This is a genomic window from Streptomyces sp. NBC_00154, from assembly GCF_026342835.1.
Classification (GTDB): Bacteria; Actinomycetota; Actinomycetes; order Streptomycetales; family Streptomycetaceae; genus Streptomyces.
Genome location: NZ_JAPEMI010000001.1, coordinates 2929584 through 2950296 on the forward strand (window position 1 = coordinate 2929584; position 20713 = coordinate 2950296).

General features: G+C 71.4%; 13 protein-coding genes. 8 read left to right on the forward strand and 5 right to left on the reverse strand.

Annotated elements, in window-relative coordinates; all coding sequences use genetic code 11:
* Positions 1–127: 127 nt before the first annotated feature.
* Positions 128–598 (forward strand): cation:proton antiporter regulatory subunit, encoded by a 471-nt coding sequence (locus tag OHA03_RS13140; RefSeq protein ID WP_267003878.1) that lies wholly within the window; start codon positions 128–130, stop codon positions 596–598.
* 2 nt (positions 599–600) lie between these two features.
* Positions 601–1839 carry a cation:proton antiporter gene (locus OHA03_RS13145; protein WP_267003880.1) on the forward strand — a complete coding sequence of 413 codons (1239 nt, stop codon included), beginning with the start codon at positions 601–603 and terminating at the stop codon, positions 1837–1839.
* Between the two features lie 7 nt (positions 1840–1846).
* On the opposite strand, the gene OHA03_RS13150 is transcribed toward OHA03_RS13145, so the two are convergent.
* Positions 1847–2779 (reverse strand): M56 family metallopeptidase, encoded by a 933-nt coding sequence (locus tag OHA03_RS13150; protein ID WP_267003882.1) that lies wholly within the window; start codon positions 2777–2779, stop codon positions 1847–1849.
* Between the two features lie 3 nt (positions 2780–2782).
* Positions 2783–3241, reverse strand: a complete 459-nt coding sequence (locus OHA03_RS13155; protein ID WP_267003884.1) for a BlaI/MecI/CopY family transcriptional regulator — start codon at positions 3239–3241, stop codon at positions 2783–2785.
* Positions 3242–3400: 159 nt separating this feature from the next.
* Between OHA03_RS13155 and OHA03_RS13160 the strand changes: the two genes are divergently transcribed.
* A complete protein-coding gene (locus OHA03_RS13160; protein ID WP_030931413.1) occupies positions 3401–3856 on the forward strand; it encodes a tellurite resistance TerB family protein in 456 nt (151 codons plus the stop codon).
* 225 nt (positions 3857–4081) lie between these two features.
* Here the strand turns inward: OHA03_RS13160 and OHA03_RS13165 are convergent, their stop codons facing one another.
* Positions 4082–5503, reverse strand: coding sequence for an MFS transporter (locus tag OHA03_RS13165; RefSeq protein ID WP_267008032.1), 1422 nt, complete (start codon positions 5501–5503; stop codon positions 4082–4084).
* Positions 5504–5800: 297 nt separating this feature from the next.
* Positions 5801–6871: a CdaR family transcriptional regulator gene (locus OHA03_RS13170; RefSeq protein ID WP_267008033.1), complete on the reverse strand. Its 1071-nt coding sequence runs from the start codon at positions 6869–6871 to the stop codon at positions 5801–5803.
* A 299-nt stretch (positions 6872–7170) separates the two neighbouring features.
* On the opposite strand from OHA03_RS13170, the gene OHA03_RS13175 reads away from it, so the two are divergent.
* The 4 genes from OHA03_RS13175 to OHA03_RS13190 all read left to right on the forward strand — a co-directional run bounded on the left by OHA03_RS13175 (position 7171) and on the right by OHA03_RS13190 (position 17123).
* Complete coding sequence (locus OHA03_RS13175) at positions 7171–7833, forward strand: hypothetical protein (RefSeq protein ID WP_267003886.1); 663 nt, start codon at positions 7171–7173, stop codon at positions 7831–7833.
* A gap of 116 nt (positions 7834–7949) precedes the next feature.
* Entirely contained in the window at positions 7950–10061 is a 2112-nt protein-coding gene (locus tag OHA03_RS13180) for a flotillin family protein (protein ID WP_267003888.1), read from the forward strand.
* Positions 10062–10207: 146 nt separating this feature from the next.
* On the forward strand, positions 10208–15097 hold the full coding sequence (locus OHA03_RS13185; protein WP_267003890.1) for a DNA repair ATPase: 4890 nt from the start codon (positions 10208–10210) through the stop codon (positions 15095–15097).
* 31 nt (positions 15098–15128) lie between these two features.
* A complete protein-coding gene (locus tag OHA03_RS13190; protein WP_267003892.1) occupies positions 15129–17123 on the forward strand; it encodes an NAD(P)-binding protein in 1995 nt (664 codons plus the stop codon).
* 73 nt (positions 17124–17196) lie between these two features.
* Here OHA03_RS13190 and trpS read toward each other — a convergent pair whose 3' ends face one another.
* Entirely contained in the window at positions 17197–18255 is a 1059-nt protein-coding gene (gene trpS / locus OHA03_RS13195; protein WP_267003894.1) for a tryptophan--tRNA ligase, read from the reverse strand.
* Positions 18256–18694: 439 nt separating this feature from the next.
* On the opposite strand from trpS, the gene OHA03_RS13200 reads away from it, so the two are divergent.
* Positions 18695–20698, forward strand: a complete 2004-nt coding sequence (locus tag OHA03_RS13200; RefSeq protein WP_267003896.1) for an Ig-like domain repeat protein — start codon at positions 18695–18697, stop codon at positions 20696–20698.
* Positions 20699–20713 lie beyond the last annotated feature (15 nt).

A 20713-nucleotide genomic window follows, 5' to 3' on the forward strand; every position in this document is an offset into this window, starting at 1 on the left:
CGCCGTGCCGATCGGGCGGTCCGCGACACGTGCCCCGCAAGCGGCGGAAGTCTCCGGTTAAGGTAATGAGACGTTAAAGAGATCGCCAAGTGTGTCGCTGTGCCGTCGTGCGCCTCGGGAGGAAGCCATGGGAACCCACCGGACCACGCTGCCCGGAGTCGGTGTGCAGTACGACTACACCACCGAGTCGGGACAGCACATTTCGGTCGTCGTCCACCACGACGGGCGGCGGTTCATCGGCTTCTACGAGCACGACGACCCCGATTCGTGCCGGCTCTCCGTGCCGCTGACTCCGCAGGAGGCCACCGCACTCGCGCATCTCATCGACGCCGCGCCCATCGATGCCGTACGGACCGAGGGCATCGATCTCGTCACCGAGCACATACCGCTCGGGTCGCGCTCCCCGTACGGGGGGCGGCTGCTCGGGGACACCCGGGCGCGGACGCGAACCGGAGCGTCGATCGTGGCCGTCCTGCGGACGCACAGTGCGCACCCGTCGCCGGGGCCGGACTTCCGGCTGGCCATCGGGGACACGCTTGTCGTCGTCGGTACGCGCGAGGGCGTCGACGCGCTCTCCGAGATCATTGCGGAGGGCTGACCGTGCACGACACGACCGCACTGCTGGTGGAGCTCGGCTCCGTCATTCTGGGGCTCGGGATCATCGGGCGGTTCGCCGGGCGGATAGGGCTCTCGCCTATTCCGCTCTATCTGCTGGCCGGCCTGGCGTTCGGGGACGGGGGGCTGCTGCCCCTCGGGGCCAGCGAGGAGTTCACCGCCGTCGGCGCCGAGATCGGCGTCATTCTGCTGCTGCTCCTACTGGGGCTGGAGTACAGCGCGTCCGAGCTGGTGACCAGCCTGAAGACGCAGTATCCGTCCGGGGCCGTCGACTTCGTACTCAATGCGACGCCCGGCGCGGTGGCCGCACTGCTGCTCGGGTGGGGGCCCGTCGGGGCCGTCGCGCTGGCCGGGGTCACCTGGATCTCCTCGTCCGGCGTCATCGCGAAGGTGCTCACCGATCTGGGGCGGCTGGGTAACCGGGAGACGCCCGTCATTCTCGGGGTCCTCGTCATCGAGGACCTGTCGATGGCCGTCTATCTGCCGCTGCTCACCGCGATGCTCGCCGGCGTCGGCCTGGCCGGCGGCAGCATCGCCCTGCTGGTCGCGCTCGGCACCGTCGGGTTCGTGCTGTATCTGGCGCTGCGGCACGGCCGGCTCATCAGCCGGGCCGTCTCCTCCGACAATCCGGAGATGCTCCTCCTCGTCGTCCTCGGGCTGACCGTCCTGGTGGCCGGGGTCGCCCAGCAGTTGCAGGTCTCCGCGGCGGTCGGGGCGTTTCTCGTCGGGATCGCGCTCTCGGGGGAGGTGGCGGAGGGCGCCCGCAAGCTGCTGACGCCGCTGCGTGATCTGTTCGCCGCCGTCTTCTTCGTGTTCTTCGGGCTCTCCACCGATCCGGCCCAGATTCCGCCCGTGCTGCTGCCGGCCCTGCTGCTGGCCGTCGTCACCGTCTTCACCAAGATCGGCACCGGGTGGTACGCGGCCCGGCGTGCCGGGATCGGGTCGCCCGGGCGGTGGCGGGCCGGTGGCACGCTTGTGGCGCGCGGTGAGTTCTCCATCGTGATCGCCGGTCTGGCCGTGGCGACCGAGCCCCGGATCGGGCCCATCGCCACCGCGTACGTCCTGATCCTGGTGATCGTCGGTCCGCTCACCGCCCGCTGGACCCAGCCCGTCGTGGCCCGGATCCGGAAGCGGCGGGACCGTGGGGGCGGTGTTTCCGGGGGCGGCGTGCCTCTCACTCACGAGGAGCTTCCGGTCGTGGAGCGCGCCTCGGCCGTCGACTGAGCCGTCGTCAGAGCGGGGTCGCCGCGTGCAGGATCCGTACCAGTGTCACCGTCGCGTTCAGCGACGACAGCGCCGACATCGTGGTTCCGGCGGTGGCCACCAGTCCCGCGAAGGCGACATGGGCGGACGACGGCGGCCAGAGCCGGGTCGGCGGGACGGGGTCCAGGAGCGCGGCGACCCGGCGCGGGATCGGGCCGACCGCCGCGAGCGCGGGCAGGGCGTCCGGTGACCGGTGCGCGAAGAGCGCCGCCTTGCCGACCGCGCCCGCCACCGCCCGCCGGTCGCCGGTCGCCTGCGCCGCCGCCTCGTCCGCCCATCGTTCCGTGCTGTATGCCACCGCCGTACGCAGCGGCAGCAGGAACGGGTTGGCCCGGGCGGCGAGCTGGGTGGCGAGGAGGTAGCGGTGGTGGCGGGCGGTCAGGTGGGCCCGCTCGTGGGCGACGAGCGCCCGGCGTTCGCGCGCGGTCAGGCACTCCATCATCGCCGTCGACACGACCACCCGGCCGGGGGCGCCGGGGAGTGCGTACGCGTACGGCTCCGGATCCGGCAGCACGGCGACCCCGGACGGCTGCTCCGCGAGGGACCGCAGGGCCCGTGCGGCGCGGACGCGTTGGCGTACGTGGTGGTGGACCGCCGACCCGCATGCCACGACCACCGCCGCCAGCACCCCGATCGCGACGATGCCCGCCTTCTCCTCGTACGGCACCGCCGCGCGCACCTCGGGGTCCGACCAGCCGTCCGGCAGCGGGTTGCCGGGGAGTTGGGCCGTGCCCACCACCATCAGCAGCGCCAGGCACACCGTGCTGCACAGGGCGAGCGTCGTACCGACGGCCGCCAGCAGGCGGGTGGCGCTGCGTGGGTGCAGATGCTGTTCGGCCAGGCGCGCGATCGGCAGCGCGGTCAGCGGCAGCACGAGGGGCAGGTGGACGAAGACGCCCATCGGTCAGTCCTCGTCCTTCTCCGTCGTCTGCGCCAGCAGCGCGCGCAGGCGTTCCTCGTCGCCCGGGGGCAACGCCGAGACGAACCGGGCGAGTACGGCTTCGCGGTCCCGTTCGCCGTCCAGAACCCGGCGCATCCGCAGCGCGGCAAGACCGGCCTCGTCGGAGGCGGACGTCCAGACGTAGGAGCGGCCCTGGCGGGAGCGGGTCACGCACTTCTTCTCGTACAGACGGGACAGGATCGTGATGACGGTGGTGTACGCGAGATCGCCGTCGAGGTGTTCCTGTACCCAGCCCGCCGTCGCGGGGCCGTTCGCCGAGCGCAGAACGGCGAGGACCTGGGCCTCAAGCTCGCCCTGTCCGCGCTTGCGGGGGCGCCGGGCGTCGGAGGCGGAGCCCGCCGGGGGCACGTTGTCGTGAGGCAGTTCGTTGTGCGGGTGGTAGCTGGCCCCGGCCGTGTCCATCGTGGTGACTGCCCTTCGTGCGATACCGCGTCGTCCACGGCGTGCAGCATCGTACTGAAGGCCGGTTCCCGGACACAGCGGGCGATCATCCTGCTAACTTCTACACGTCTGTAGAGTTGAATCTCGTTCCGGCAACGCAACGCAACGTATGGAGACGTCATGGCACTGTGGGATCGGATCAAGGAATCCGCGACGACGATGCAGTCGCAGCTCGAGGCGAAGAAGAACGACCTGAAGAGTGGTGCGTTCCGGGACGCGAGCATGGCCATGTGCGCCCTGGTCGCCGCCGCCGACGGTTCCATCGACCCGTCCGAGCGCCAGCGCGTCGCCTCGCTGATCGCCTCCAACGAGGTGCTGCAGAACTTCCCGGCGGACGACCTGCAGCGACGCTTCAACGAGTACGTCAACAAGCTCACCGCCGACTTCGCCTTCGGCAAGGTCAGCGTGCTCCAGGAGATCGGCAAGGCGAAGAAGAAGCCGGCCGAGGCGCGCGCCGTCATCCAGATCGGCATCGTCATCGGCGGCGCCGACGGCGACTTCGACAAGTCGGAGCAGGCCGTCGTGCGGGAGGCGTGCTTCGCACTCGACCTTCCGCCCCACGAGTTCGACCTCTAGACACCTTCGTCGGGCACCCTCTCCGGGTCGGCCCGACAGCCCCCCGTACCGCCGGGAACACACCGCGGTCCGACTGACCATCGGACCGCTCCCGGCCCGGCCGGGGACTCGCGACTCCCCCGAGCGGGTCCCCGGCCCACCTCCGCCCGCACCGCCCGGCGTCGATGTCACCGTGGGCCGAGCCTCGCTCGCCGAGGCCGCCGGCCGGTTCGGTACGCGCGGACGTCAGGCGCGGACCGGTGCCGCGTCCTCGACCAGCTGCGGGCGGGGCGCACCCCTGCGGTACAGGACCACGGTGACCAGCAGCCCGAGGGCGAAGTATCCCGCCGACCACCAGTACGCGGTGGAGTAGCTGTGCAGCTGGGCCTGGGCGATGTTCGCGGGGGTCGGCGGGCGTCCGACGAGGTAGCTCGTGGCGGCGCCGGTGGCGAGCGTGTTCAGCAGCGCCGTACCGATGGAACCGCCCACCTGCTGGCTGGTGCTGACCATCGCCGAGGCCACACCCGCGTCACGGACGGCCACCCCGTACGTGGCCAGGTTCATCACGGTCGCGAAGACCATGCCGAGGCCCAGACCGAGGCAGAGCAGGTTGGGCAGCACATGGGTGATGTAGCCGCTGGTCAGGTCCAGGCCGGTCATCCACACCATGGCGGCCGCGGCGATGCCCATGCCGAGCGGCACGATCGGTTTCGCGCCGAACCGCGGCACCAGCACATTGGTCGTCGTCATCGACGTCGCGATCATCAGGGCGACCATCGGGATGAACGCGAGACCGGTGGCGACCGGCGAGTAGAGCAGAGTCCTCTGCAGGTAGTACGTGAGGAACAGGAAGACGCCGAACATGCCGCCGCCGGCGATGAACATCGCCAGATACGACGCTCCTCGGTTCCGGTTCAGCACCACCCGCAACGGCAGCAACGGATGCGCGGCCCGCGTCAGCCACCAGGCGAACGCCGCCACGAGCACACCGCCCGCCGCGAGAAAGCCCCAGGTGTGCGGTGAACTCCACGGGTGCGACTCCGCGTTCGAGAAGCCGAACACGATACAGAAGAGGCCCGACGAGACCAGGACCGTGCCCGGGACATCGAGCTTCGGACGGTGGGCGGGGGCGCCGCCGGTCAGCAACCTGGCGCCGCCGACAAAGGCGACCAGGGCGAACAGCAGGTTGACGTACAGACACCAGCGCCAGTTCAGGTACTCGGTGAGCACCCCGCCGAGCAGCAGCCCCACCGCGCCGCCCGTGCCCGCGATCGCACCGTAGATCCCGAAGGCCTTCGCCCGCTCGTTCGGGACGTTGAACGTCGTGGTGAGGAGAGAGAGCGCAGCCGGCGCCAGCAGCGCGGCGAACATGCCCTGGAGAGCGCGGGCGACGACCAGGACCTCGAAGCCCGGGGCGGCGCCGCCGATCGCCGACGCCACCGCGAAGCCGACCAGACCGGTCAGGAAGACGATCTTGCGGCCCACCAGGTCGGCTATCCGGCCGCCGAGCAGCAGCAGCGAGCCGAAGGCCAGGGCGTACGCCGTCACGATCCACTGCCGGTTGCCGTCGGAGAAGCCGAGGTCCTGCTGGGCGGAGGGCAGGGCGATGTTCACGATGGTGGCGTCCAGGACCACCATCAGCTGCGCCAGACCGATCACCCCGAGCACCCACCACCGATGCGCCGGTCCACGCTCACGCCCGGCCGCGGAGCGAGCCGGCGAGGAGGTCGTGGTCCCTCTCACGCCACCCACGGAGCGTTCCCCCTCGAACGGCTCTCGCGCATGACGTGCGTGACGGGCCATGGTCCTGGGTCTCCCTCGGTGCGCACCCCGAAATCCCCCGCACTTCACGCTAAGCGCGGGTCAGGATCGCCGCACGCGGTGAGCAGCGCCCGGGTTCGGGCCTGCCGGGAGCCGGCAGCGGGGCAGGTGCACCGGGATCCGGCAGCGGGGCGGACCCGCCGGTCAGAGCTCCTTGGCGGGCCAGTCCAGCAGCCGGGCGCCGATCACCGCCGTCTGCAGCGTGTACCGGTGCATCGGGTCCGACGGGTCCGAACCGGTCAGCTGATGGACCCGCTCCAGCCGGTACGTGAGCGCCCGCACGCTCAGCGCCAGCCGCCGGGCCGTCTCCGCGGCGACACAGCCCGCGTCGAAGTACGCGGAGAGCGTCTTCAGCAATGGTTCGGCGCCGCCGCGGGCCTGCTGGAGCGGGCCCAGCTGGCTGCGCACCAGATCGGCCATCGCCTGCCGGTCCCGGGTCAGCACCGGGTAGACCAGCAGATCGGCGGCGTACAGCACCGGATCGTCCAGGTTCATCCGGTCCGCCAGGTCGAGTGCGGCGAGCGCCTCGTCGTACGACTGGACGACGCCGCCCGGCCCCCGGTGCGGGCGGCCGACCCCGACCCGGCCGCCGTCCGTCGCCGCGTGCGCCTGTTTGCCGAAGTAGCGCAGGACGTCCGGCTGGGAACCCGGGGCGATACAGACCAGACGCCCGTCCTTCGTCGTCAGCAGGATTTTCCGGCCGTCGAAGCGGGCCAGCAGCGCCGACTCCACCTGCCGCGGCACGGTGTCCGTCTCGGTGTACGCCTGGGGGCCGGCCGCCACCGCGACCGCATGGGCGCGTGACAGCCGGAGCCCGAACCGGGTGGCCCGCTCGGCGAGCCGTCCCAGGTCGCTGCGCCCGTACAGCAGGTCGTCGATGAACTCGCGGCGCGCCGCCTCCTCCCGCCGCACGGTGAGCCGCTGGGCCCGCTCGAACCCCTCGGCGAACGCGTCGACGGACTGCTCGACCGCGGCCAGCACACAGTCGGTGGACGCCGGGTCGGTGGCGTCGGCGCCGGGCCAGGCGGTGCGGGTCGCCGCCAGGTGGAGACGGACCAGGGCGCGCAGCTGGAGTCCGGCCTCGGCGGCCTCCCGGCCCAGGGCCCGGCGGCTCTCCAGCTCGTCGCGGGTCAGCCGGCGGCCGGTCGCGGCGACCTCGCCCAGGATGCGGGCATAGTCCCCCAGATACTCGTCGGGAATCTCCGGCTCCGGCACGTCCATGCCCCCAGTCTTGACGCGTCACTGACACTCGCTCAACGCATCGGAGCAGGTGCTGGTGCCCGGCATCGAGGGCGTACAAAGATTGCCGGACTCCGGCAATGCGGAACGGCGGCATCGGCTGTCACGATCAGGCCCAGCACCACCGGGGGAAACACGGGGGAGCACGGGGGATACGGGGACGGGGGAAGACCCGGCTGCTGCGGCGCCGCTTGTCGGCGACGTCGCGGCACCGGGGTCACCGTCGAACAGCACATCCGCCGCACCCCCGCTCACACGCAGGGGGGAGTGGACCGATGCAGGAGTTCCTGAGCGCGGCGCTCTCCTTTCCCGCCGCCCTCTTCGGCGCGGCCCTGGTCGTCGTCATCTGCTTCCGGCTGCTGGTCCTGGCCGGTGCCGCCGACCACCACTCCTTCGACGCCGACCTCGACACCGACCTGGCCGGGATCGGCGGTGTGCCGGTCGCCGTCTCGGTGTCCGTGATGATCGTCGTCGCCTGGTTCACCAGCCTGACCGGCACCGTCCTGCTGCACCGCAGTTCGGTCACCGGCACCCCGCGCGCCGCGCTCGCCTGTGCCGTGCTCGCCGGGGCGCTGCTGGTCTCCTGGGCCGTGGTCCGGATGCTCGTCACCCGCTACCGGCGCCGTTTCCCGGCCGAACCCCCGCCGTCCCGCCAGGACTTCCTCGGCCGGGTCTGCACCGTCCGTACCGGCTCCGTCAGCTCCGACTTCGGCCAGGCCGAGGTCGCGGCGGCCGACGGGTCCACCGCGATCGTGCAGGTCAGGCAGTTGCGGCAGACGGACGAGGCGGTCTTCACGGCGGGCAGTGCGGGGCTTCTCTACGCGTACGACGACGAGGGCGAGTTCTTCTGGGTCTCGCCCTACGACGTGACACTCGACCCGGGACCACCGACGCCACCGCGGCAGCTGCCGCGTACCCGGCCCCGCCGCACCGGCTGAGCCACCGGCCGCCGCCGTACGCCGCGATCCGGCGCGCACACGGCTGCCCGCCGCAACTCGGGCGGTCCGGCTCCTCTCACCTTCCTCGCCTTCGTCACCAGCCGCCAAGGACTGTCATGGACGCCATCTCCCTGGGCTTCGGTGTGCTCATCGCCGTGGTCCTGCTCATCGCGATCGCTCTGCTCCTCGTCGTCAGCAGGCTCTTCCGCAAGGTCGAACAGGGCAAGGCCCTGATCATCTCCAAGACCAAGAAGGTCGACGTGACCTTCACCGGTGCCGTCGTCCTGCCGGTGCTGCACAAGGCCGAGTACATGGACATCTCGGTGAAGACGATCGAGATCCGGCGCACCGGCCGCGAGGGCCTCATCTGCCAGGACAACATCCGCGCCGACATCCACATCAACTTCTTCGTACGGGTCAACAAGACCGTCGAGGACGTCATCAAGGTCGCCCAGGCCATCGGCACCGAGCGGGCCAGCGACAAGATCGCCATCCAGGACTTCTTCGCCGCGAAATTCGCCGAGGCCCTCAAGACAGTCGGCAAGCAGCTGGACTTCGTCGATCTCTACACCAAGCGCGAAGAGTTCCGGGACCGCATCATCCGGGTCATCGGAACCGACCTGAACGGCTACCACCTCGACGACGCGGCGATCGACCACCTGGAGCAGACACCGATGGCGCAGCTCGACAGCGCCAACATCCTCGACGCTCAGGGGATCCGCAAGATCACCGAACTGACGACGATCGAGCACGTACGCACCAACGAGTTCCAGCGCACCGAACAGAAGGAGATCACCCGGCAGAACGTCGACGCCCGCGAGACCATCCTGGAGCTGGAGCGCCGGCAGGCCGAGGCCGAGATCAAGCAGCGGCGCGAGGTCGAGACGCTGCGGGCCCGCGAGGAGGCAGCCACCGCCCGGGTCCAGGAGGAGGAACGGCTGGGCGCGCAGGCGGCGTTCATCCGTACCGAGGAACAGCTCGGCATCCAGCGCGAGAACCAGGCGCGGGAGATCGCCGTCGCGCAGAAGAACCGTGAGCGGGTCATCGCGGTCGAGAACGAGCGCATCGAGAAGGATCGGCTGATCGAGGTCATCGGGCGCGAACGGCAGACCGAGCTGAATCGGATCGCCGCGACGAAGGAGGTCGAGGCAGAGCGCCGCGAGGTCGCCGATGTGATCCGGGAGCGGATCGCCGTGGACCGTACGGTCGCCGAGCAGGAAGAGTCGATCAAGACACTGCGGGCCGTCGAGGAGTCGGAGCGCACCCGCAAGTCGGTGATCATCGCCGCCGAGGCGGAGGCCCAGGAGAAGCTGGTCAAGGACATCAAGGCGGCGGAGGCGGCCGAGGCGGCGGCCACCCACCGGGCGGCGGAGCAGCTGACGCTCGCCGAGGCCCGGCTCAAGAGCGCGGATCTCGACGCCCGGGCCAAGCTGCGGCTCGCCGAAGGCGTCCAGGCGGAGTCCGCGGCGCCCGGCCTGGCGGAGGTGCAGGTGCGGGAGGCGGCGGCCGACGTCATCGAGAAGACCGGTCTCGCCGAGGCGGAGGCCACGTCCGCCCGGCTCAGGGCCGAGGCGGAGGGCGCACGGCTGAAGGCCCTGGCGACCGCCGAGGGCACCCAGGCGCAGGCCACCGCGGACGCGGCGATGATCGGCGAGAAGCTGAAGGCCGAAGCGGCCGGGCTCACGGAGAAGGCGGCGGCCATGGCGGCACTGGACGACGCGTCGCGCGGGCACGAGGAGTACCGGCTGCGGCTCGCCGCCGAGAAGGAGATCAGGCTGGCCGGACTCGATGTGCAGCGGCAGGTCGCGGAGGCGCAGGCGACGATCGTGGCCGCCGGTCTGGAGAACGCCGACATCGACATCGTCGGCGGCGAGTCGGTCTTCTTCGACCGGCTGGTCTCGTCGATCTCGCTCGGAAAGAGCGTGGACGGGTTCATGGAGAACTCGGACACGGCGAAGGCCCTCGCCGGGCCGTGGCTGAACGGGTCGTCGTCGTTCACCGAGGACCTGACCCGGGTGCTCGGGTCGGTATCCACGGGCGATGTGCAGAACCTGACGGTGTCGGCACTGCTGATGCGGATGATGGCGGCGCCGGGGACGGGGGCGGATGCCGGCCAGGTCCGGCAGCTGCTGGAGTCGGCGCGGAAGCTCGGGCTGGCGGATGTACGGGTCGGGGCCCTGGCGGAGGCGCCGGATGTGGCGGCGCGCAACGGGACGCCGGCGGCGTAGCGGGGCGGTCCGGCGGCCGGTCCGTCCTCGATCGCCGGACAGGCTCGACATGCCCGACCGCCACCTCGAGCCCGGCCGGCGATCGAGAGCAACGTGCGGCTGGAGGCCGCGCAATCCGCAAGCACACCCCGTAGGGAGCCGTACGCATGGACACCGACCCCGCCCTCACCGTGGACGCGGGCACCTACGACGTGCTGCGGCGCCGCCTCGCCGCGCACGCCGCCGAACTCGCCCGCCGCGCCGAAACCCTCAACGCCCGCCGCACCGAGGCGTTCGGCTCGACGGAACTGCGGTTGCTGGCCACCGAGCAGATCCGTACGGAGCAGCCATCGCTGCCGCGCGATCTGGTCGCCGTGGGCGGACAGTTGCTGTTCGGCTTCGAGCGCGGGCCGGGCGCACGGGGCGAGGCCGCCGTCGCCGACGTACTCGCGCTGTACGGACCGGACCTGGCCGGGAGTGGCGACACGCTGCTCGCCGACGAGGCGTTCGTACGCGAATTCACCGCCCTGCACCGCTACTACCGCGACGCCCGCCTGCTCCGCCTGCGCCGCGTCGACGGCCGGCTGCTCGCCGTGTTCCGTACCGGCGAGACCGCCGACGACATCCGTGTCCTGCGCTGGGCGCTCGCCGCGGACGGCTCCCCCGGCCCGTTCCTCGACGCGCGCGGCGACCGCGACCACGTCTTCCCGCCGTCGCACGACTTCACCTGGACCCCGGCGGGCCGCGACTCGCACATCCCCGGCCGCCACCCGCACATAGCGATCGGGGACAGCGGCACCCTCTTCGTCGACACGCTCGGCGGCACCCTGACCGTGAAGACGGTCGACGACACCGACACACCCGACGGCATCTACGAGGAGCCGGTCACCGAGCCGCTCCAGTCCCTCGCCGACGCCGACGTCGAGTACGCCGAGGTCGGGCCGCTGATCCTGCTGCGCATCCGCCCGTACAACGAGGACTCCTGGCGCCACCTTGTCTTCAACAGCCTGCTCTCCACCGTGCAGCGCCTCGACGCCATCGGTCCGGCCTGCCGCCGGCTCCCCGAGGACCAGGGGATCATCTTCCCCGGCGGCACCTATCTCACCACCGGCACCGCGAAGACCTTCGACCTCGCCGAGCCGCTCGCCGACCCCGTATTCGAGGGGGCCGTCCGGTCCCCCAACGGCGAAGACGTCCTCTACCTCTTCCGCTCCCGGGACGGCGGCCGCAGCCTGCTCCTGCCCTACAACCTGATCCGCCAGGAGGTCGCCGCCCCGCTGCTCGGCCGCGGTCACGCCCTGCTCGACGACGGCGCGCTCGTCCTCCTCAAGGACACGGCGTCGGCCGAGCCCGCGCGTGTGCACACGGTGCAGCGCTGGCGGACCCCGTACGTCTCCGACACCTACGCCGCCTCCCGCCCGGCAGGAACGGGTCCGCTCGCCCGGGTCGGCAACGCCGATCTGGTCCGCGGCATCTCCGACTGTCTCGCCCTCGCGCACAGCGCCACCGAAACCTCGCCGACCGCCGCCGTGTATGCACAGCTGGTCGCCGACTGCACCCGCACCACCGACCGATACCACTGGCTGGCCGACCGCGAACTCGGCGTACTCACGGCCCCGTTGACCGATCTCCGGGACACCGCGCAGCAGGTCCTCACCGAATTCGAGACGGTGCAGGAGCTGACCCGGCAGGCCGCCGACGCGCTCGCGGAGTCGGCGGACCGGATCACCGCGCTCGTCCGCCGTATCCGCGGCGAAGCCCCGCGCTCGGCCGCCGCCTGGGTCTCTCAGCTCACCGAACTGCGCCGCGCGTACGGCCGCTTGGCGACGCTCGCCGAGATGCGGTACGCGGACACCGACCGGATCGCCGCACTCACCGCCACCACCGCCGCCGACATCGGCTCCGCCGCCCAGCGCGCGGTCGCGTTCCTGAGCCGGGACGACGCGTTCACCGGCTACCACCGGGACATCGAGCAGCTCACCGCGGACGCCTCCGCACTCGCCACCGTCGTCGACGCCGCCGCGCTCGGCGACCGGCTGACGGAGATGACGGACGGGCTGGCGACGGTCACGGACGTCGTGGCCGGTCTGGAGATCGGCGACGGAGCCGTCCGTACATCGATCCTGGAGCGGATCGCCGAGGTCCTCGGCGGTGTGAACCGGGCCCGCGCCACGCTCGACGCCCGCCGCCGGGAGCTCATCGACCACGAGGGACGGGCTGAGTTCGCCGCCGAGTTCGCCCTGCTCGGGCAGGCGGTCACCGGCGCGCTGGCCACCGCGGACTCCCCCGACGCATGCGACGAACAACTGGCGAGACTTCTCCTCCAGTTGGAGAATCTGGAGTCCCGGTTCGCCGAGTTCGACGACTTTCTCGCCCAGCTGTCCGAGCGACGGACAGAGGTGTACGAGGCGTTCTCGGCCCGCAAGCAGACGCTGCAGGACGCCCGCGCGCGCCGCGCGGAACGGCTGGCCCAGTCGGCGGCCCGGGTCCTCGAAACGGTCTCCCGGCGCCTGTCCGCCCTCCCCGACCTGGACGCGGTCCACACATACTTCGCCTCCGACCCGATGGTCGCCAAGGTCCGCCGCACGGCGGACGAGCTGCGCGGGCTCGGCGACCCGGTACGGGCCGAGGAGCTCGACGGGCGGCTGAAGGCGGCACGCCAGGAGGCGGGGCGGGCGCTGCGCGACCGCAGCGAGCTGTACGCGGACGGCGGTGCGACGATCCGGCTCGGCCGGCACCGGTTCGCCGTGAACACCCAGCCGTTCGACCTGACGCTCGTGCCGTCCGGGGACCGGCTCGCGTTCGCCGTCACCGGAACCGACTACCGGGCTCCCGTCACCGACCCGGCGTTCGACGCGGCCCGCCCGTACTGGCAGCAGCAGCTGCCGTCGGAGTCCCCGTCGGTCTACCGCGCCGAGCACCTCGCCGCCCGCCTCCTGGACGAGCACGGCGCGGACGCGCTGGCCGCCCGCGCACCGGCCGAACTGGCCCTGCTGGTAAGAGAGTCGGCGGCCTCCGCGTACGACGAGGGATATCAGCGCGGCGTCCATGACGAGGACGCCACCGCCATCCTGGCCACCCTGCTGCGACTGCATGCCGGAGCAGGTCTGCTGCGCGTCCCGTCGGCGGTGCGCGCGGCGGCACAGCTCTTCTGGACATGGGAGGCGGACGACGCCCTGCGCACCTCCTGGACGCGCCGGGCCGTCTCCCTGGCCCGGGCGCGCGAGACGTTCGGCCCGGCGCCCGCGATCACCGCGCTCCAGGAGGAGTGGGCGGCCAGGATCGGGGCGGATGACGCGCAGACCACCGCCGCATATCTCTTCGAGGAGCTGACCTCCGGCCCCGCCGGGTTCGTGACGAGTGCCGCCGTCCGCACCTTCCTGGACAAGTTCCGCCGCACGACCGGAACTTCGGCGTACGACGAGGACCTGTCCGCCCTCCGCGACGACCTCCCCGCACGCCGCCAGCTCGTCGAGGGCTGGCTGACCTCGTACGCCCGCGCGGGCGGCGCGGACATCACGAGCGGTGACCTCGCGGAGGCGGTCGCCGTGGAGCTCTGCCCGGAGCCGGGGACCGAGCGATACGACTGCGAGGCACCGATCGCCGCTACCGTGGACGGCCTGCTCGGCATCCACCCCCGCATCGACCGTGGCCGTCTCGCCGTGCGCCTGGACGAACTCCTTTCCCGTACAGCGGAGTTCCGCACGACTGCCGTCCCCGGCCTCCGCGCCCACCAGCGGCAGCGCACCACCCTCGTCGCAGCCGAACGCGCCCGGCTGCGGCTCGACGACCACCGGCCGCGGGTGATGTCCACGTTCGTCCGCAACCAGCTCATCGACGAGGTCTACCTGCCGCTGATCGGCGACAGTCTCGCCAAGCAGCTCGGCACGGCCGATGCCGACCGGCGCACCGACTCACAGGGCCTCCTGCTGCTCCTCTCACCGCCCGGCTACGGCAAGACGACCCTCATGGAGTACGTGGCCGACCGGCTCGGCCTGGTCCTCGTCAAGATCAGCGGCCCCTCACTCGGCCGCGAGGTGACCTCCCTCGACCCGGCGCAGGCACGCAGCGCGACCGCCCGCCACGAGATCGAGAAGATCAACTTTGCACTGGAGGCGGGCAACAACACGCTCCTCCACCTCGACGACATCCAGCACACCTCGCCCGAACTGCTCCAGAAGTTCATCCCCCTCTGTGACGCCACCCGCCGCGTCGAGGGCGTACGGGACGGCCGGCCGCGCAGCTACGACCTGCGGGGCAAGCGGTTCGCGGTGTGCATGACGGGCAATCCGTACACCGAGTCCGGCGAGCAGTTCCGGATCCCGGACATGCTGGCGAACCGGGCCGACGTGTGGAACCTGGGCGAGGTGCTGAGCGGCCGCGAGGACGTCTTCGCGCTCAGCTTCGTCGAGAACGCGCTGACCGCCAACCCGGTGCTGGCACCCCTCGCCGACCGCTCCCGGGAAGATCTCGCGCTGCTCGTGCGCCTGGCCTCCGGCGCGCCTTCCCCGATCGCGCGCACCGACCGTCTCGACCACCCGTACACACCCGCCGAACTGGACCGGATCGTCTCGGTCCTGCGCCACCTGCTGACCGCCCGCACCACCGTTCTCGCGGTGAACGCCGCATACATCGCCTCGGCCGCACAGACCGACGCGACGCGCACCGAACCGCCGTTCCGGCTGCAGGGCTCGTACCGCAACATGAACAGGATCGCCGAACGGATCGTGCCCGTGATGAACGACGCCGAGCTCGACGCCGTCGTCGACGACCACTACGCGGGCGAGGCCCAGACGCTCACCACCGGCGCCGAGTCCAGTCTGCTGAAACTGGCTTCCCTGCGCGGAAGGCTCACCGCCCAACAGGCCGACCGGTGGGCGGCGATCACCGCCTCGTACGTGCGCACCCAGGCGCTGGGCGGCCCGGACAGCAGCCCCATGACCCGGGCGGTCGCGGCCCTCGGTCTGCTCGCGGACCGGGTCGCGGCAGTCGAGTCGGCGATCCGTCGATCCGGCGGGTCGATCACCGGGGCGAAGATCACCGACCGGTCCGAATAGGAGCGTCCGGCAATTGGGGGGCGGGCAAGGCATGCTGGGTTCCGTGTCGACACTTCCCCAGCAGCCCCAACGCTCCCCGATCAGCGGCCACATGGTCGTCTGCGGCGACGACGCACTCGCCCAGCGGCTGGCGGTGGAGCTGCGTTATGTCTACGGGGAGCGGGTCACGCTGCTGCTCCCGCCGGGGCGCGACCCGCGCCGCCCGGAGCTGCCGCTGACCCAACGCGGGCGGGCGGCCACACTGTTCGGCCGGATGTCGGCGGCGATGAACCGCAACCTGGGCAACGGCGGCACCGTAGCCAACGGCGGCTCCGACAACGACACCGGCGCCGGCCTGGAGGCGGTCCGCATCCTCGAGGCCGCGGAGCCGTCCGACGAGGCGTTCGAGGAGGCGGGTGTCGACACGGCCGCCGCGCTGGCGCTCGTCTACGACGACGACGAGCGCAACATCCGCGCCGCACTCACCGCCCGGCGCCTCAACCCCCGTGTCCGGCTGGTCATCCGGCTCTACAACCGCAAGCTCGGCCAGTATCTGGAGACCCTCCTCGACCAAGCCGCCGCCGTCGCCGTGCCCGGACTCGACCCGACGGCACTGGACACGTCCACCACCGTCCTCTCCGACGCCGACACCGCCGCGCCCGCGCTCGCCGCGACGGCGCTCACCGGCTCCAGCAAGGTCGTCCAGGCGGAGGGCCTGCTCCTGCGGGCCGTCGAACGCACCCCGCCCCGGCAGGGCGAGGTCGCCGACCCGGGCCTGTGCACGCTCGCCCTGCTCTCCTCCACCACCCATGACCCGGCGGGCGCCGAAGGCTCCGACAGCAGCGGCGCCGAGGGCCCCCAACTCCTGCCCGACCAGCAGTCGGTGGCCGCCGCGACCGGCCGTGGCACGGTGGTCCTCGAGGCCATCCGGGAGGCCGCACCGGACCGGCCGGCCCCGCGAATGGGCGGCAGGAGCGCGCCCCTGAGCCGGATCTTCTCGCGCCGGCTGCGCCGGTCGGTGCTGGGCGTCGCAGCGGCGGTGCTGGGCCTCGCCGTCGCCTCCACGCTCACGACGGGCGAACACCCGCTGCACGCCGTCTACTTGACGCTGCTCGACCTGTTCGCGATGGGCGATCCGGCGATCGACGGCTCCGCCGCCCGGCAGGTCATCCAGCTGCTCTCCGGCGTCGCCGGGCTGATGCTGCTGCCGCTGCTGGTGGCGGGTGTCCTCGAAGCCTTCGGCTCCCTGCGTACGGCATCGTCGCTGCGCCGCCCACCGCGCGGGCTCTCCGGCCATGTCGTGCTGCTCGGACTCGGCAAGATCGGCACCAGGGTGCTGGTCCGGCTCCGCGAGCTCAACATTCCTGTGGTGTGCGTGGAGGACGACCCGGCCGCGCGCGGCATCCCCGTCGCCCGGCGGCTGCAGGTACCGGTCGTCCTCGGGGACGTCACCCAGGAGGGCGTCCTGGAAGCGGCGAAGATTCAGCGCTCCCGCGCCCTGCTCGCCCTGACCAGCTCCGACACCACCAATCTGGAGGCCACCCTCTACGCCCGCTCGGTCAAACCGGACCTGCAGGTGGCGCTGCGCCTCTTCGACGACGAGTTCGCCACCGCCGTCTACCGCACCCTGCGCACCGCCCACCCGCAGGCCCTGACCCGCTCCCGGTCCGTCTCCCACCTGGCTGCCCCGTCCTTCGCCGTCGCGATGATGGGGCGGCAGATCCTGGGCGCGATCCCGGTCGAGCGGAAGGTGATGCTGTTCGCGGCGATCAAGGTGGCGGGCCACCCGCAGCTGGAGGGCCGGACGGTCGAGGAGGCGTTCCGGGCGGGGGCCTGGCGGGTGCTGGCGCTGGACGCCACACCGCCGGAGGACCGGCACCCGGACCTGACGACGGCCGGTCCCTCGTCCTCGGACCGGCCGTCGGGCCTGATCTGGGATCTGCACCCCGGGTACGTACTACGCGCCGAGGACCGCGTGGTGATCGCGGCGACCCGGCGCGGACTTGCGGAGCTGTTGCGCAGACGGCGGGCGGTGACACCGCGATAGGGCGTCCGGTACGGGTCGGCAACCCGCCCGTACCGACCGACCCGACTGACGTGACCTGATCCGACGGGATCCGCTACAGCACGCCCCCCATCACCTGTCGCACCTGCGCCAGCGTCGCCTCGGCCACGGCATCGGCCCGCTCGTTGCCCTCCCGCAGCACCGACCGTACATACGCCATGTCCCGCGCGTACTCGGCCCGCCGCGCCCGCACCGGCGCCAGCCGCTCGTTGACGGCGTCCGTCACGGTCCGCTTGAGCGCGGCGCCGCCGCCGTCACCGATCTCCTCTGCGACCTCGTGCGGGTCGCGGTCGAGGCAGAGCGCAGCGAGGAGGACGAGCCCCGACACTTCGGGCCGGGTCTCCGGTTCGTACGTGATGCGCCGGTCGGTGTCCGTCTTCGCACCGCGGATCAGCCGGGCGGTCTCGTCGGCGGTGGCGCCGAGCGCGATGGAGTTGGCCCGGCTCTTGCTCATCTTCGTGCCGTCGGTGCCGAGCAGCAGGGGTGCGGCGGAGAGCAGGGCGTCCGGTTCCGGGAAGACCGGCCCGTACCGCTCGTTGAAACGGCGGGCGACGCTTCTGGTCACTTCGAGGTGCGGCAGCTGGTCCTGTCCGACGGGGACGAGGTTGCCCTTGCAGAACAGGATGTCGGCGGCCTGATGCACGGGATACGTGAACATCAGCCCGCTGACGGCGGACTGCCGGGAGTGCGCGATCTCGTCCTTGACGGTGGGATTGCGGCTCAGCTCGGCGACGGAGACGAGGCTGAGGAACGGCAGCATCAGCTGGTTCAGCGCGGGCACCGCGCTGTGGTTGAAGATCGTGGTGCGGGCGGGGTCGATACCGATGGCCAGATAGTCCAGCAGCATCCCCTCCATGTGCTCGCCCAGCCGCTCGGCGACGTCCCGGTCGGTGAGCACCTGGTAGTCGGCGATGATCACGAAGACGTCCACACCGAGGTCCTGGAGCCGTACGCGATTGTGCAGGGTGCCGAAGTAGTGCCCGAGGTGCAGCGCCCCGGTGGGCCGGTCCCCGGTCATCACGCGGAACCGCCCGGGATCCTGCTGGATCTGCTGCTCCAGCTCGGCACTGCGACGCTGAGCGGGGGTGGTGGCGGGTGCGGCGACGGTGGTCATGGGTCTCTCCTCGCGGGTGCTGGTTGCGTGGAGGACGGCCCGCCGGGATCGGCATCCGTACCCGTACGAGGGCAGAGAAAAGGGCCGTCCATATCGAACGGCCCTGGTTCCGTGCAGATGAGGCGGCCGCTCCTAGAAGGAGCGCCACCGGTTTCGGCACGGTACGGAGGTCATGGGCCCACTGTAACGCGACCCGGCGACACGCTCACGGGACTTCCACGCGGAATGCGGGTTGCCGACGGCGTGGTGCCGGTGCGCGGTGGCCGGTACCGCGCAGGGCCGGGGGCGCCGGTCGACGACGCGACCGCCCGCTCCCGCAGACCCGGACTCGATCCACCGAAGGTGCGGACGCGGTGAGTTGTATGTCGGACCCATGTCCTACTCTGCGATCACCGCGCCCGGATACACGGGCCGGTTTCACAGTGGGGGGATACCACTCGTGCCCAGACGCACTCTTACGGCTGCGACAGCTCTCGCGGTCCTCTTCAGCTCGGCCGCACTGGTGGCCGGCACAGCGGGGTCGGCCGCGGCCGACTCCAGCAAGGTTCTGCCGGTGAAGTCCGCCGGTGACATCGTGGTGGACGGCGTCCACCAGAAGATCTTCATCAGCGATCCGTACGGCGGGACGCTCATCGCCACCGACTACTCCGGTACGGTGCTGGCCACTCTGACCGGTCTGACGGGCGTGGACGGGCTCGCCCTGTCCGCCGACTCGGGGCAGCTGTACGCGGCCGTCCCCGGCGACGACTCCATCGTGTCCGTCGAGACGCAGACGGTCACCCGGACCGCCCGGTACGCGACCGGCGACGGCACCGACCCGGAGCACCTTGCGCTCGCGGGCGGCAAGATCTGGTTCGGGTACGGCAGCAACGACCACGGCGACATCGGTTCGCTCGACCTGTCCGGCGCCGAGCCCGTGGTGACCCTCGGCCAGGACCCCGAGACCGGTTACGCCGTCGCTCCGAAGCTCGCCTCCACTCCGGGCGCCCCGAACGTGCTGGCCGCCGGTTCCCCGGATTACAACGGGTCCTCGCTCGGCGTGTACGACGTATCCACCGGCACGGCGAACCGTACGGCTCAGTATTCGAGCGGCCCCGGCGTGCCGTGGCTGGGGATAACGTCCGATCTCGCGCTCACGCCGGACGGCAGTGGGCTCGTCACCGCCAATCCGGGCGACCATCACCGGCTGTGGCGGACTTCGGACCTCACCGACGTGGGGTCCTACCCGTCCGCGTACCACCCCGACGCGGTGGCCATCGCCCCCGACGGCACGGTCGCGGCGGGCACCTCGTCCCCGTACGACCCGGACCTCTACGTCTTCACGCCCGGGACCACGACCGCGGTCCGGCAGTACGACCTGCCCGACACGGACGACTCCATCAGCGGCGGCGACGAAGTCGTCCCCGGCGGTCTGGCCTGGGAGCCGGGCGGGAGCCGCCTGTTCGCGGTGACCAGCAACAGCAAGGGCGACCGCGCTCTCCGTGTCCTGACCGACCCCACCAAGTCGGCCCCGACGATGACCGTGACCGCGCCGGCCTCCGCGCCCCGCGCCAAGTCGCTCACGGTCAAGGGCACGCTCAAGGCCACCCTGCCGCTTCCGGCCGGGACGCCGCTGACCGTCACCCGTACCGACATGGAGTCCCCGACCGGCAAGTCCCTCGGGACGAAGGCGCTCGGTACGAACGGCGCGTTCTCGTTCACGGACACCCCGCCCGCGGGCGGCAAGGTCACGTACAAGGTGTCGTACGCCGGTGACGCCACGCACACCACGGCCTCCGCGTCCGCCTCGGTCGCCGTCTCGCGGGCGACGCCCTCGCTGACGCTGAACCACAACGGCGCCCTGTACTCGTACGGCACCGATGTCTCGTTCACGGCGCACCTCGGTACGACGTACAAGAACCGGACGGTCGAGATCTGGGCCGACCCGTTCGGCACGGACAAGCCGAAGAAGCTGGTCAAGCGGGGCACGGTCAACTCCAAGGGCAACCTGTCCGCCACCGTGGACATGACCCGTGACACCACCGTCACCGCCGTCTTCGCGGGCGACGCCCGCTACGCGTCGAAGACCGCGAAGTCCGTCGCGTACGCCAAGGTCAAGGTCTCCACGTCGGTGGCCAAGCAGTACAGGACGGCGAAGATCGGCTCGACCTCGTACGCGTACTTCCACAAGAAGACCGACCCGGTCTTCACCACGACCATGACGTACTACAAGGGCCGTTCCCAGAAGCTGAGCCTGGAGATCTACTACCAGGGCAAGTGGTACGACGCGGGCTGGGAGTACTTCAAGCTCGGCACCAGCGGCAAGTCCGTCGTGACGCTCGGCGGCACGCACGACACCGGCTACCGGATGCGCATGCGCTCCTCGTACGTCAACAACTCCTCCGGCGACAACGTGAACTCCACCACCCACGGCGCCTGGAAGTACTTCATCTTCACCAAGTAGGGCCCGGCAGGTCCT

Coding starts and splice junctions, on each gene's coding strand:
- OHA03_RS13185 (WP_267003890.1), top strand. CDS start 10,208: ATGGACACCGACCCCGCCCTCACCGTGGACGCGGGCACCTACGACGTG.
- OHA03_RS13175 (WP_267003886.1), top strand. CDS start 7,171: ATGCAGGAGTTCCTGAGCGCGGCGCTCTCCTTTCCCGCCGCCCTCTTC.
- OHA03_RS13190 (WP_267003892.1), top strand. CDS start 15,129: ATGCTGGGTTCCGTGTCGACACTTCCCCAGCAGCCCCAACGCTCCCCG.
- OHA03_RS13140 (WP_267003878.1), top strand. CDS start 128: ATGGGAACCCACCGGACCACGCTGCCCGGAGTCGGTGTGCAGTACGAC.
- OHA03_RS13150 (WP_267003882.1), bottom strand. CDS start 2,779: ATGGGCGTCTTCGTCCACCTGCCCCTCGTGCTGCCGCTGACCGCGCTG.
- trpS (WP_267003894.1), bottom strand. CDS start 18,255: ATGACCACCGTCGCCGCACCCGCCACCACCCCCGCTCAGCGTCGCAGT.
- OHA03_RS13180 (WP_267003888.1), top strand. CDS start 7,950: ATGGACGCCATCTCCCTGGGCTTCGGTGTGCTCATCGCCGTGGTCCTG.
- OHA03_RS13155 (WP_267003884.1), bottom strand. CDS start 3,241: ATGGACACGGCCGGGGCCAGCTACCACCCGCACAACGAACTGCCTCAC.
- OHA03_RS13160 (WP_030931413.1), top strand. CDS start 3,401: ATGGCACTGTGGGATCGGATCAAGGAATCCGCGACGACGATGCAGTCG.